Origin of the sequence: Pseudomonas phenolilytica, assembly GCF_021432765.1 — a bacterium.
GTDB lineage: Bacteria > Pseudomonadota > Gammaproteobacteria > Pseudomonadales > Pseudomonadaceae > Stutzerimonas > Stutzerimonas phenolilytica.
The window spans coordinates 535,529-548,504 of record NZ_CP058908.1; the positions used below are offsets into that span (position 1 = coordinate 535,529).

The 12,976-nt window shown below is 66.0% G+C and carries 11 protein-coding genes; 8 read left to right on the forward strand and 3 right to left on the reverse strand.

Features of this window, described 5'->3' with window-relative positions:
* Nucleotides 1–427: 427 nt before the first annotated feature.
* The 3 genes from HU825_RS02620 to HU825_RS02630 all read right to left on the reverse strand — a co-directional run bounded on the left by HU825_RS02620 (nt 428) and on the right by HU825_RS02630 (nt 5,378).
* Complete coding sequence (locus HU825_RS02620) at nt 428–1,540, reverse strand: hypothetical protein (RefSeq protein ID WP_234302844.1); 1,113 nt, start codon at nt 1,538–1,540, stop codon at nt 428–430.
* Between the two features lie 58 nt (nt 1,541–1,598).
* Complete coding sequence (locus tag HU825_RS02625; RefSeq protein ID WP_234302845.1) at nt 1,599–3,245, reverse strand: acyl-CoA dehydrogenase family protein; 1,647 nt, start codon at nt 3,243–3,245, stop codon at nt 1,599–1,601.
* Between the two features lie 147 nt (nt 3,246–3,392).
* On the reverse strand, nt 3,393–5,378 hold the full coding sequence (locus HU825_RS02630; protein WP_234302846.1) for a sensor histidine kinase: 1,986 nt from the start codon (nt 5,376–5,378) through the stop codon (nt 3,393–3,395).
* 201 nt (nt 5,379–5,579) lie between these two features.
* Between HU825_RS02630 and HU825_RS02635 the strand changes: the two genes are divergently transcribed.
* From HU825_RS02635 to HU825_RS02670, 8 genes are all read left to right on the forward strand, one after another.
* The gene (locus HU825_RS02635; protein WP_234302847.1) at nt 5,580–6,374 is read left to right on the forward strand and encodes a bifunctional hydroxymethylpyrimidine kinase/phosphomethylpyrimidine kinase; all 795 of its coding nucleotides are present in this window, start codon (nt 5,580–5,582) and stop codon (nt 6,372–6,374) included.
* Between the two features lie 14 nt (nt 6,375–6,388).
* Complete coding sequence (thiE, locus tag HU825_RS02640) at nt 6,389–7,030, forward strand: thiamine phosphate synthase (RefSeq protein WP_234302848.1); 642 nt, start codon at nt 6,389–6,391, stop codon at nt 7,028–7,030.
* Between the two features lie 55 nt (nt 7,031–7,085).
* A complete protein-coding gene (hemL, locus tag HU825_RS02645; protein ID WP_077682137.1) occupies nt 7,086–8,369 on the forward strand; it encodes a glutamate-1-semialdehyde 2,1-aminomutase in 1,284 nt (427 codons plus the stop codon).
* Between the two features lie 202 nt (nt 8,370–8,571).
* Nucleotides 8,572–9,111 carry a tetratricopeptide repeat protein gene (locus tag HU825_RS02650; RefSeq protein WP_008569664.1) on the forward strand — a complete coding sequence of 180 codons (540 nt, stop codon included), beginning with the start codon at nt 8,572–8,574 and terminating at the stop codon, nt 9,109–9,111.
* A 93-nt stretch (nt 9,112–9,204) separates the two neighbouring features.
* Nucleotides 9,205–10,518 (forward strand): tRNA (N6-isopentenyl adenosine(37)-C2)-methylthiotransferase MiaB, encoded by a 1,314-nt coding sequence (miaB, locus tag HU825_RS02655; RefSeq protein WP_043297708.1) that lies wholly within the window; start codon nt 9,205–9,207, stop codon nt 10,516–10,518.
* Between the two features lie 131 nt (nt 10,519–10,649).
* A complete protein-coding gene (locus tag HU825_RS02660) occupies nt 10,650–11,639 on the forward strand; it encodes a PhoH family protein (RefSeq protein ID WP_054094530.1) in 990 nt (329 codons plus the stop codon).
* On the forward strand, nt 11,636–12,118 hold the full coding sequence (gene ybeY / locus HU825_RS02665; protein WP_054094529.1) for an rRNA maturation RNase YbeY: 483 nt from the start codon (nt 11,636–11,638) through the stop codon (nt 12,116–12,118). Before HU825_RS02660 ends, ybeY begins: the two co-directional genes overlap by 4 nt.
* A 10-nt stretch (nt 12,119–12,128) precedes the next feature.
* Nucleotides 12,129–12,968 carry a CorC family transporter gene (locus tag HU825_RS02670; protein ID WP_043297711.1) on the forward strand — a complete coding sequence of 280 codons (840 nt, stop codon included), beginning with the start codon at nt 12,129–12,131 and terminating at the stop codon, nt 12,966–12,968.
* The last annotated feature ends 8 nt before the right edge of the window (nt 12,969–12,976 follow it).

Consider the following 12,976-nt stretch of genomic DNA (forward strand, 5'->3'; position numbering starts at 1 on the left):
TTCGGAGACAAAACGCCCATGTCTTTTGCCGCTCAATCCGTCGGAACCTCAAAAAATCATGCCGCGCTTGCAACCCCGTAGTGTAGTCGCTCGCTTTATTCTAGGGTCTTCAGCTCGTTTGGCTGTTATACGAAGGTACTAGCAGGCCTACGGGACAAAGAGCCCAAAGCTGGTATAGACGGGGCATAAGTAACCGGCAAATCGGCCGGTCCGAGTCTGCTAGCACCGCCTTACAGCTGCGGCGCACTGTGCGCCAGCCACGCTCCGATAGCCAGCCCCAGCCGCCGGCCGCGTGCGGTAGAGCCGTGGCGCTTGGCGCTGGAGCGATAAAAAATCGCTCTTCACCAGCGGGCTCCCTGAACTACGTCGTCTTGATTCCACGCAGCCAAGCGCCGTTCACGACGCCCGCTGATGAGGCTAAAGCCGCTCAAACGGCCAGATCGACCTGCTGCACACTGCCCACCTGGCCATTCTCGAACAGAAACAACCCGGTGCTCCTGACCCGCCCTTCCAGTTGCTGCTGGGCGATCAGGTCGAAGTCACCATACGCACGCGCCAGACCGATGGCGCCGACTCCGGCGGAGCGCAGATCAACCTGTTCGCCCGCGCCTTGCGCGTCCGGGCGCCACAGGCGGAGTTGCTCGAAGATGCTGTCACCTTCGTCAATGAAGCCGTTGCCGTCCTCGTCATACGCGCTCAGATCGGCGAAGCCATCGCCGGAGAGGGCGCCAAACAGCTCGCGACCGTCATCGACACGACCATTGCCATTGCGGTCCAGCGCCAGGAAGGCGCTGCCGGAGGCGAGACTGGCCAGGCTGTCGCGGTCACCGTCGGCATCCAGGTCGAAGCCGACGCGGTTGCTGGCATCCAGGCGTACCGGGCCGCCCCCGAGGTTGAGCACCAACGGGTCCTGCAATACCGCGCCAGCACGCATCGAAACGCTGTCGCTGCTGTAGTGCACGCTGAGCATTTCGAGACTGAGCCCGTACTGGATCGTGCGGCCGTCGGCGGTGTTGACCGTGCCGCTGGCGCTGACGCTCAGCGACTCGCCGCGCCATTCCTGCGCGCTGTACTGGTAGTTCAGAAAATCGCCATTCCCAGTCGGCTCCACCTGCGGCATGGCACCGCCTGCAGATGGCGCCGCTGGCGCTGACATGGCCAGGCCCGCGGAGAGCCTGTCGAGGGTGGCGTCGATCTCTTCAACCTCGCGACCCAGCACGGCCAGCAACATACGCAGCTTGCGCAGGCTTTCTTCGTCGGGCGTGAAATCCAGGCTGTGTGCGCCGCTCTCCGTGGCGGCGGGAGCCGCTTGCGGCAGGCCGTCAGCCAGGCTCTCCAGCTGTTTCGACGAGATCACCGGACGGTCCTGGGCAAGAAGCACTTCGGCCCGGTTGGAGCTGCTCACTTCGCTGCGCTCATGCCGACTGATCTGCAACCGCTGGCCGCCACGCTGCATTTCCAGTGTCTCGTTGACCTCGCGTCCTGCCGTGTAATGCCGCTCGGCACTCAACCCAAACTGTGCACTTGAGGTAATTCTCATGCTGCAACCCTCCGCTCGTCGCCACCATTTCGGCATCACTGAGCAAAAAGTTGAGCAATTACCCCAAAGACGGGGCGCTGCGGCTTAGCAGCGCCTGGATATCGAGCCCCTTCGGCAAGGTGCCATAAACGCGCCCGCGTCCCTCCAGACGACTGGTGATAAACGCATCACTGACTGCAGAGTTACCCGCCTCCAGCAACAGCCCGGCCTGCAAGGCCACGGCAACATCCTCGGTGAGTTGGCGAGCGCGGTACTGGATATCGTCGGGATCGCGCAACGCCGTGCGAAGTCGCTCGATATGTAACTTCAGGCGCGCGTCGCCATGGCCGTCGCCGAGTACGTCGAACAGCGCGTCGAGCACACCGGCCTCCTTCGACATCGCACGCAGCACATCCAGGCACTGCACGTTGCCGGAGCCTTCCCAGATGGAGTTGACCGGCGCTTCGCGGTACAGGCGCGGCAGGATGGTTTCCTCGACGTAGCCGGCGCCGCCGAGGCATTCGCTGGCCTCGGCGATCATTTCCGGGGCGCGTTTGCAGATCCAGTACTTGCCGATGGCCGTGACCAGGCGAGCAAACTTGTCTTCACGCTCGTCATGGCGATTGTCCTGCGCGCGGCCCATGCGCAGCGTCAGCGCCAGCGCGGCTTCGCTCTCCAGCGCGAGGTCGGCCAGCACGTTGCGCATCAGCGGCTGCTCGATCAGCGCACGCCCGCCGACATGCCGGTAGGTGCAGTGATGCAGGGCCTGGGTCAGCGCCTGTCGCATCAGCGAGCTGGAGCCGATCATGCAGTCGAAGCGCGTCGAGGCGACCATCTCGATGATGGTCGGCACGCCGCGCCCGTCCTCGCCGACCATCCAGGCCAGCGCACCGCGGTACTCCACCTCGCTGGAGGCGTTGGCCCAGTTGCCGAGCTTGTTCTTCAGTCGCTGAATATAGAGCTGGTTGCGCGTGCCGTCCGGGCGATGGCGCGGCAGCAGGAAGCACGACAGGCCCTTGTCGGTCTGCGCCAGGGTGAGGAAGGCATCGCACATCGGCGCCGAGCAGAACCACTTGTGGCCGACCAGTTCGTAGGGCTGGCCGGGGCCGCCGGCACCGACCGGAAACGCGCGGGTGCTGTTGGCGCGCACGTCGGTGCCGCCCTGTTTTTCGGTCATGGCCATGCCGATGGTGACGCCAGCCTTCTGCTCCATCGGCAGGTTACGCGGGTCGTACTCGGTGGCGAGGATTTTCGGCAGCCAGTGTTCGGCGAGATCCGGCTGCAGGCGCAGCGCCGGCACGCTGGCGTAGGTCATAGTCAGCGGGCAGCTGCTGCCCGCCTCGGCCTGATTGTGCAGATACATCAGCGCGGCGCGCGCCACCTGCGCACCGGGCTGCGGAGCGGTCCAGGGCAACGACGGAATGCCGTGGGCGATGGCCGTGCGCATCAGCTCGTGATAGGCCGGGTGAAATTCCACCACATCGATGCGATGGCCGTAGCGGTCGTGTGTGCGCAGCACCGGCCGGTTTTCGTTGGCGAGAAAGCCCGCCGTCATTAACGGTCCGCCGGCAAGCGCGCCGTAGGCGTCCAGCCGGGCACCGGCCCAACCAGCGCCGAAGCGCTGCACCCACTGCCGCAGCGGTAGGTCGATGCGATAGAGATTGGCGCCGTCGAGCGGCGGCACCTGGTTGGTCACCTCATGGGTTTCGGCTGGCGGCAGGTTCATCGTGCATTCCTCGATCCGGTGACGGCACGGCTCGCTGACAGGCCGAGCGCGCTTCTATGCAGGCGCCCTCAGGCGCGCTTGCTCAGCGGGAAGTGAAGCACGTCGATGGCGTGGCCGAGGCGCGGTATCGGCCAAAAGCACCGCGTCTCAGGCAATCGAGCCGGACGGCGCGACCGGGCTGTGGTGCGATGTCGGCAGACCCAGCTCCAGGCGCAGACGGAAACAGCTGCCGCAGCCCGGCTGCGACCGGTGGTCGAGCTGACCATCGAGCAGCGCGGCCAGCCGCCGGCTGATCGCCAGACCGATGCCGAGGCCGCCGTAACGGCGCGTCAGCGAGGCGTCCAGCTGGCGAAACTGCTGATACAGCGACGCATCGGCAGCCGCCCCGAAACCGATGCCGGTGTCGATCACCTCGAACTGCAGCGGCAGTTGCAACGTAGCCTCGCCGGCCGGACTGACGCGCAAGGTGACGCTCCCGGCGCTGGTGAACTTGATCGCGTTGTCCAGCAGATGACCGATGATCAGCGCGAGCTTCTGCGCATCGCCGAGCAACCGATCGGGCAGCGCGCCGTCCAGCTCGACGGCAAACGCTAATCCCTTCTCGCCGGCCTTCGCGGCGAAGCGCTGCTTCAGGGCTTGGCTCCACTCATGCAGACTGAACGGCGCCCAGGCGGGCTGCAGCTTGCCGGCACGCAGCTCGCTGAGCAGCAGGATATCGTTGACCAGGCGCAGCATGTCGCGCGACGACTCGGTGGCAATGCGCTGGTACTCGTCGCGCTCTTCGGGAGTCTGCGAGCCCGGCAGCAGCTCCAGTGCGCCCATCACGCCGATCATCGGCGTGCGCAGCTCGTGGCTGATGTTGGAGAGGAATTCGTCCTTGAAGCGGTTGCTTTCCGCCAGCTCGCGGTTGAGTTGTTCAAGCCCGGCGCGCGAGGCTTCGAGCAGGCTGGCGCGTTCGTCCTTGAGCACATTGATGCGGTCGGCCAGCGCCATGGACAGCAACACCACTTCCAGCGCCGCGCCGATCTGGCTGGCGTACATCGTCAGGAAGGTGTTGGGCAGATAGCCCAGCACCATCAGCGTGTTGATCTGACCGCCGATCAGCAGCGCGCTCCAGGCGAAGATGAAGTAGCGCGCCATGCGCATGCCGCGCCACCACGCCGCTATGCCCGCGGCGAACACCGCCAGGGTAAACAGCAACGCCATGATCGTCGCCAGGCGCAGCGACACCCCATAGTCGGTCAGCAGCGCCAGCGTCATCACCAGCGCACCGAGCCCCATCATCAGCCACAGCAGGCGGTCGACCCACGGACTGTGCTCGGCCGTGCGCAGGAAGCTGCGCGTGAACTGGCAACCGAACAGGCCGGCCGCGCCGATCAGCAATGGCGTGGCGACGTTCGCCCACCAGGGGTTATCCGGCCAGAAATACTGCACCGCGGCGCCGTTGACCGACAGCTGGTAGAGACCGAACGAGGCGATATAGAGGATGTAGTACAGGTAGCTGCGATCACGGATGCTGACGTAGATGAGCAGGTTGTAGACCAGCATCGCCAGCAGCACGCCATAGATCAGCCCCAGCGCATAGATGTGCCCGGGCCGCTCTTCGAGATACGCATGCATGCTCCACAGCGTCAGCGGAACCTGGATCGAGCCCTGACTCTGCACCCGCAGGTAGAAACGCTGCGGCTGGTTCGGCGGCAGTTCCAGCTCGAACAGGAAGTTACCCTGCCCGATCTCGCGGCTGGCCCACGGCAGCGTGTCGCCAGTGGGCTGCGCGGCAAGGTAGCCGCCGCTGCCATCGGGACGGTAGAACTCGACACGATCCAACGGTGGATAGCCCAGCTCCAGCAGCCAGCGCTGCGGCTGGCTTGGGTTCGTGGGCCGGTAGTTCAGATCGATGCGGATCCAGTAGGCCGCACGCGAGTAACCGCCATTGAACACGGCGGCATCGTGCCGGCGAAACTGTCCAGCAAAGTCGACGGCACTGACCTGCTCGATAGTCGCCGTACCGCGCGGATCCTCATAGATATCCATGAGCGAGCCCAGCGGCACGCGGCGGGCGTGCTCGTCGAATTCGGCGGCCCCCGCCAGCAGCGGCGACAGCGCGAGCAACAACAGAAGAAGGAACCGCATGTCGCCTCGCTGATGCAGATCGAGGACACCACCGGCCCAGCGCTCGGATAGCGGCGCGGCGGTGGGAGAGATTTGAAGTGCCGACAATCTAGCACAGCACTGCGACAATAAACCGCCACCAAGAACGACCTCGCCCGGCGGACCGCCGCGAGGGCACGCCCCGCGCCCCGCGCGCATGGTTTGGTGATAAGCTCGCCGGCCATGAAAACGCATACTTCCCGCCCCATCGTCCTCTGTCTCTCCGGCCACGACCCTGTCGGCGGTGCCGGCCTGCAGGCAGATATCGAGGCCCTGCTCGCCCAGGGCTGCCATGCCGCACCGACCGTTACCGCGCTCACCGTGCAGGACACCGTCGACGTCAGCGACTTTCGCGTGCTCGACCGCGAATGGGTGCTCGCCCAGGCGCACGCGGTGATCGCCGACGTGCCGATCGCCGCCGTCAAGCTGGGCATGCTCGGCTCGGTGGAGATGGTCGACACCGTGCTCGAAATCATGCGCAAGCTGCGCGGCGCGCCGCTGATCTGCGACCCGGTGCTGCGTGCCGGCGGCGGTGGTGCGCTGGGCAAGGACGACGTCGGCTACGCCATGCGCGAACGTCTGTTTCCGGTCGCCACCATCGCCACGCCGAACCTGCCCGAAGCACGCATCCTCGCCGAACTGCCCGACGGCAGCGCCGACGAATGCGCCGAGCGCCTGCTGCCGCACATCCGCCACCTGCTGATCACCGGCGGCCACGGCGACGAGCGCGAAGTGCACAACCGTCTGTACAGTCGCGACGGCAGCCGCCATGAATTCACCTGCGCGCGCCTGCCGGGCAGCTATCACGGGTCCGGCTGTACCCTGGCCAGCACCCTCGCTGGCCGTCTGGCGCTCGGCGAAGGCCTGAGCAGCGCGGTGCAGTCCGCGCTCGATTACACCTGGCGCACCCTGCGCGACGCCGAGGCCCCGGGCCACGGTCAGTACATTCCGCGGCGCCTGCCGCTGGACCTGGCCTGAGAGGAGCGCTGCGCATGACGGGCACCACCGGACTTCGCGGCCTCTACGCCATCACCGACAGTCAGCTGCTAGCCGACGGCCGCCTGCTGCCCTATGTCGAAGCCGCACTCAAAGGCGGCGCGCGGCTGCTGCAGTATCGCGACAAGTCCGCCGAGCAGGCCCGTCGCCTGCGCGAGGCCGAGGCGCTGCGCGAGCTATGCGCCCGCCACGGCGCGCAGCTGGTCATCAACGACGACGCCGAGCTGGCGGCACGGCTGGGCGTCGGCCTGCACCTGGGCCAGGAAGACGGCTCGCTGGCCGCCGCGCGCGCGCTGCTGGGTCCGCGCACGATCATCGGCGCCACCTGCCATGCGCAATTGCCGCTCGCCGAGCAGGCCGTCGCCGAGGGTGCCAGCTACGTCGCCTTCGGCCGCTTCTTCAACTCCAACACCAAGCCCGGCGCGCCGGCCGCGGATGTCGCACTGCTGCAAGCGGCCCGCAAGCGCTTCGGCGTGCCGATCGCCGCGATCGGCGGCATCACCCTGCAGACCGCGCCACCACTGATCGCCGCCGGTGCCAGCCTGATCGCGGTGATTCACGCGCTGTTCGCCGCCGACTCCGCCGCCCAGGTGCAGCGTCGCGCCGAGGCGTTCAGCCAACTGTTCAGCCCATCCTGATTCCCAACGGCGAGCCGCGCCACGCCGGCCCGCCCTGCCATTCGCGAGGCCCCGCATGTCCCGTTCCGAAACCCTGTTCGCCAGCGCCCAGACCCACATTCCCGGCGGCGTCAACTCGCCGGTACGCGCCTTTCGCAGCGTCGGCGGCACACCGCTGTTCCTCAAGCACGCTGAAGGCGCCTATGTGATCGACGAGGACGACAAGCGCTATGTCGACTACGTCGGCTCCTGGGGCCCGATGATCCTTGGCCACAGCCATCCCGAAGTGCTCGACGCGGTACGCCGCCAGCTCGACCACGGGCTGTCCTATGGTGCGCCGACGGCCATGGAAACCCAGATGGCCGAGCTGGTCTGCAGTCTCGTGCCGTCGATGGAGATGGTGCGCATGGTCAGCTCCGGCACCGAGGCGACCATGAGCGCGATTCGTCTGGCCCGTGGTTACACCGGGCGCGACGCGATCATCAAGTTCGAGGGCTGCTACCACGGCCACTCCGACAGCCTGCTGGTCAAGGCCGGCTCCGGCGCGCTGACCCAGGGCGTGCCCAGCTCCGCCGGCGTGCCAGCGGATTTCGCCAAGCACACCTTGACGCTGGCCTACAACGACCTCGCCGAAGTCGAGGCCACGCTGAAGGAAAAGGGCGAGCAGGTCGCCTGCATCATCGTCGAGCCGGTGGCCGGTAACATGAACTGCGTGCCGCCGGCGCCGGGCTTCCTCGACGGCCTGCGCCGGTTGTGCGACGAGCACGGCGTGGTGCTGATCTTCGACGAGGTGATGACCGGTTTCCGCGTCGCCCTCGGCGGCGCTCAGGCGCACTTCGGCGTAACCCCGGACCTGTCCACCTTCGGCAAGATCATTGGCGGCGGCATGCCGGTCGGCTGCTTCGGCGGCAAGCGCGCCATCATGGAATGCGTCGCGCCGCTCGGCCCGGTCTACCAGGCCGGCACGCTGTCGGGTAATCCGCTGGCCATGGCCGCCGGCCTGACCACGCTGAAGCTGATCAGCCGCCCGGGCTTTCACGCCGAGCTGAGCGACTACACCAGCCGCATGCTGCAGGGCCTGCAGGATCGCGCCGATGCCGCCGGCGTCCCGTTCGTCACCACCCAGGTGGGAGGCATGTTCGGCCTGTACTTCAGCGGCGCCGACGACATCGTCACCTTCGCCGACGTGATGGCCAGCGATGCCGAGCGCTTCAAGCGCTTCTTCCATCTGATGCTCGAGGGCGGCGTCTATCTGGCGCCCAGCGCCTTTGAAGCCGGCTTCACTTCCATCGCCCACGGCGATGCCGAGCTGAAGATCACCCTGGACGCCGCCGAGCGGGCCTTCGCCAACCTCAAGTGAGCCTCCGCGTGTGGGCAGGACCGTTCCCCGCCCACACGATCGCGTGCTCCTTGTCGCCCGTCGCGGCGACATGCGACGGATAAACCGTCGCGGCGGGCGGAAAGGCTTTGTAAGCCCGCGGTCACTTATCCATAATGTGACCGCCGACGCGTTTGCGCCGGCCACGTCCGTAAACGCCCTGCTTCTCGAGGCGCCCCGATCCATGACCCGCACCGGCCGCATCCTGTCTTTGGGCTGTCTGCTGCTTTCGCCACTGCTGGCTGACGCCGGTGGCAATTCGCTGCTGATTCCGGCGACGGCGCGCTGTGCGCTGAACACCGTACCCGAAGAGTTGCCGGCAGCCCTGCGCGCGTGTCAGCAGGCGGCCAGCGAGGGCGACCTGCAGGCGGCGTTCGAGCTGGGCGAGTTCTATTACGACGGCCGCCGCGCGCCGCGCGACCTAGCCAAGGCACTGCACTGGTTCGAGCAGGCCTCCCTGCAGGGGCACGCGACCGCCCAGCATCGGCTCGGCGTGATGTTCTTCCGCGGCGAAGGCGTGCGCGCGAACAACGTGCAAGCCTATGTCGTGCTCAAGATGGCCGCGGTCAACGGCGACGAGGATGCCCTCGACACCGCCGACCGGGTCGCCGAGCAGATGCGCCGCGACGAGCTGGAGATCGCCACCCAGGTGCTCGGCCAGATCTTCCGCGACTATCTGCTGGAGCTGCAGGCCGCCGAAGGCCGCGAGCCGCTGCGCCCCTGACCGGCGGCCGGCTTTCTTGACCGCCATACTTTTATCGCTCTTGCGCTGCGCCTATAATCGCCGGTCATTTTTTGCACAACGCCGGCCCGTAACATGACCCGCAAGCTTTTCATCGAAACCCACGGCTGCCAGATGAACGAGTACGACAGCTCGCGCATGGTCGACCTGCTGGGCGAACACCAGGCCCTGGAAATCACCGAGAATCCGGCCGAAGCCGATGTGATCCTGCTCAACACCTGCTCGATTCGCGAGAAGGCGCAGGAGAAGGTCTTTTCCCAACTGGGCCGCTGGCGCGAGCTGAAGCAAGACAACCCGCAGCTGGTGATCGGCGTCGGCGGCTGCGTGGCCAGCCAGGAAGGCGCGGCGATCCGTGATCGCGCGCCCTACGTCGACGTCGTGTTCGGCCCGCAGACGCTGCATCGCCTGCCGGAAATGATCGACGCCGCGCGCACCACCCAGCAGCCGCAAGTGGACATTTCCTTCCCCGAGATCGAGAAGTTCGACCGCCTGCCCGAGCCGCGCGTCGACGGCCCCAGCGCCTTCGTCTCGGTGATGGAAGGCTGCAGCAAATACTGCTCGTTCTGCGTGGTGCCCTACACCCGCGGCGAGGAAGTCAGCCGGCCGATGGCCGATGTGCTCGCCGAGATCATTCACCTGACCGAAAACGGCGTGAAAGAAGTCACCCTGCTCGGGCAGAACGTCAACGGCTACCGCCACGACGGCCACGATTTCGCCGATCTGCTGCATGCGGTGGCGGCGGTCGAGGGCATCGAGCGCATTCGCTACACCACCAGCCACCCGCTGGAATTCTCCGACGCCATCATCCAGGCCCATGCCGACATCCCGCAGCTGGTGCGCTATCTGCACCTGCCGGTGCAGTCCGGCGCCGACCGCGTTCTTGCGGCGATGAAGCGCAACCACACGGCGCTGGAGTACAAATCGCGCATCCGCAAGCTCAAGGCGGCGGTGCCGGGCATTCTGATCAGCTCGGATTTCATCGTCGGCTTCCCCGGCGAGACCGAGAAGGACTTCGAGCAGACCATGAAGCTGATCGAAGAGGTCGGCTTCGACTTCTCCTACTCCTTCGTCTACAGCGCACGCCCGGGCACGCCGGCCGCCGACATGGCCGACGACACCCCGGACGAGGTAAAGAAGCAGCGCCTGGCCAGACTCCAGCACCGCATCAACGAGCTTGGTTTCGAGAACAGCCGGCGGATGGTGGGTACTACCCAGCGCATCCTCGTCAGCGATTACTCGAAGAAGGACCCGGGCATGCTCCAGGGCCGCACCGAGCACAACCGCATCGTCAATTTCCGCTGCGACAATCCGCGGCTGATCGGGCAGTTCGTCGACGTTCACATCGACGACGCCCTGCCCCATTCGTTGCGTGGCACTTTGCTGTCTTGAGTCGCGCGCCGCACGCCCCCATGTGAACGCAGCGGGGGCCGTGCCGCCCACGCAACTGCGCTTTTCGCATCGCGCGCGCAGCGCTATCCTCCATTCATCTATCCGCCGAGTCCGGCCATACCTACAAGCCCTTGAACGCACCCATAGAACCTCATCGCTTCACCCTCGAACCCTTTGAAGCCCGCCGCTTCGCCAATCTCTGCGGCCAGTTCGACGAGCACCTGCGCCTGATCGAACAGCGCCTCGCGCTGGAAATCCGCAACCGCGGCAACCAGTTCGAGCTGGTCGGCCCGACCGACGCGGCCAAGTCCGCCGAGAACCTGTTGCGCCGTCTGTACCGCGAAACCAAGACCACCGAGCTGTCGCCGGACATGGTGCATCTGTACCTGCAGGAATCGGGTCTGGAAGAGCTGGCCAACCCAAGCGCCCATCAAGGCGTGGCCCTGCGCACCAAGAAGGGCATGATCCGCCCGCGCGGCGCCAACCAGCAGCGCTACGTCAAGGCGATCCTCGACAACGACATCAACTTCGGCATCGGCCCGGCCGGTACCGGCAAGACGTACCTGGCGGTGGCCGCTGCGGTGGACGCGCTGGAGCGCGAACAGATTCGCCGCATCCTGCTGGTGCGCCCGGCGGTGGAAGCGGGCGAGAAACTCGGCTTCCTGCCCGGCGATCTCGCGCAGAAGATCGATCCCTACCTGCGCCCGCTGTACGACGCGCTCTACGAGATGCTCGGCTTCGAGAACGTGGCGCGGCTGATCGAGAAACAGGTGATCGAGATCGCTCCGCTGGCCTACATGCGCGGCCGTACGCTGAACAACAGTTTCATCATCCTCGACGAAAGCCAGAACACCACCCAGGAGCAGATGAAGATGTTCCTGACCCGCATCGGCTTCGGCTCCACCGCGGTGATCACCGGCGACATCACCCAGGTCGACCTGCCGCGCGGCACCAAGAGCGGCCTGGCTCACGTGATCGAGGTGCTCAAGGGCGTCAACGGCATCAGCTTCACCCACTTCCAGCCCAAGGACGTGGTACGCCATCCGCTGGTGCAGCGCATCGTCGAGGCCTACGAGTCGTTCGAGGACCGCCAGGCGAGTCGTCCGGGACAAGCCTCATGATCGAGCTGGATCTGCAACTGGCCAGCAGCGGTACGGTGCCGGCGACCGCGGAACTGCAGCGCTGGTGCGAACTGGCGCTGCGCCAGCGCAGCGGCGCCTCCGAACTGACCATCCGTCTGGTCGACGAGGACGAAGGCCGCGAGCTGAACCGCACTTGGCGGCACAAGGACTACCCGACCAACGTGCTGTCGTTCCCCGCCGACGTGCCGGACGGTTTGCTCGATATCCCGCTGCTCGGCGACCTGGTGATCTGCGTGCCGGTGGTCGAGCGTGAGGCCGCCGAACAAGGCAAGCCGCTGGCCGCGCACTGGGCGCATCTGGTCATCCACGGCTGTCTGCATCTGCTCGGTTACGACCACATCGAGGATGCCGAGGCCGAGGAAATGGAAGCACTGGAGCGTCAGCTCCTGGCCGAACTCGGCCATCCCGACCCTTACGCCGAACTTTCGCCCGAGACGGGCACCGACAAGGACTCTTGAGTCGCACACCATGAGCGAAGATCGATCGACCAGCGGGCAGAAGTCCTGGCTGGAAAAACTCACCCAGGCTTTTGTCCATGAGCCGAAGACGCGTCAGGACCTGCTGGATATCCTGCGCGAAGCCCATCAGAACAAGCTGCTCGACAACGAGGCGCTGGCCATCGTCGAAGGCGCCATCCAGGTCGCCGACCTGCAGGTGCGCGACATCATGGTGCCGCGCTCGCAGGTGATCAGCATCCGCGCCGATCAGTCGCCCCGGGAGTTCCTGCCAGCGGTGATTTCGGCCGCGCACTCGCGTTACCCGGTCGTTGGCGAAAGCCTCGACGAAATCATCGGCGTGCTGCTGGCCAAGGATCTGCTGCCGCTAATCCTTCGCGAAGAGCAGCACGGTTTCGACATCAAGGAACTGCTGCGGCCGGCGACCTTCGTCCCGGAATCCAAGCGTCTCAACGTGCTGCTGCGCGAGTTCCGCGCCAATCACAACCACATGGCCATTGTCATCGACGAGTACGGCGGCGTGGCCGGCCTGGTGACCATCGAGGACGTGCTGGAGCAGATCGTCGGCGACATCGAGGACGAGCACGACGTCGAGGAAGACAGCTACATCCGTCCGCTGCCCAGTGGCGACTTCCTGGTCAAGGCGCTGACGCCGATCGACAGCTTCAACGAGTTCTTCGGCAGCGAATTCCCGGACGACGAATTCGACACCGTCGCCGGGCTGGTGATGAGCACCTTCGGCCACCTGCCCAAACGCAACGAGATCACCGAGATCGACGGTTTCCGCATCCGCGTGCTGAACGCCGACAGCCGTCGCGTGCACATGCTGCGGGTCAGTCGACTGAACGCCTGATCGCGGCA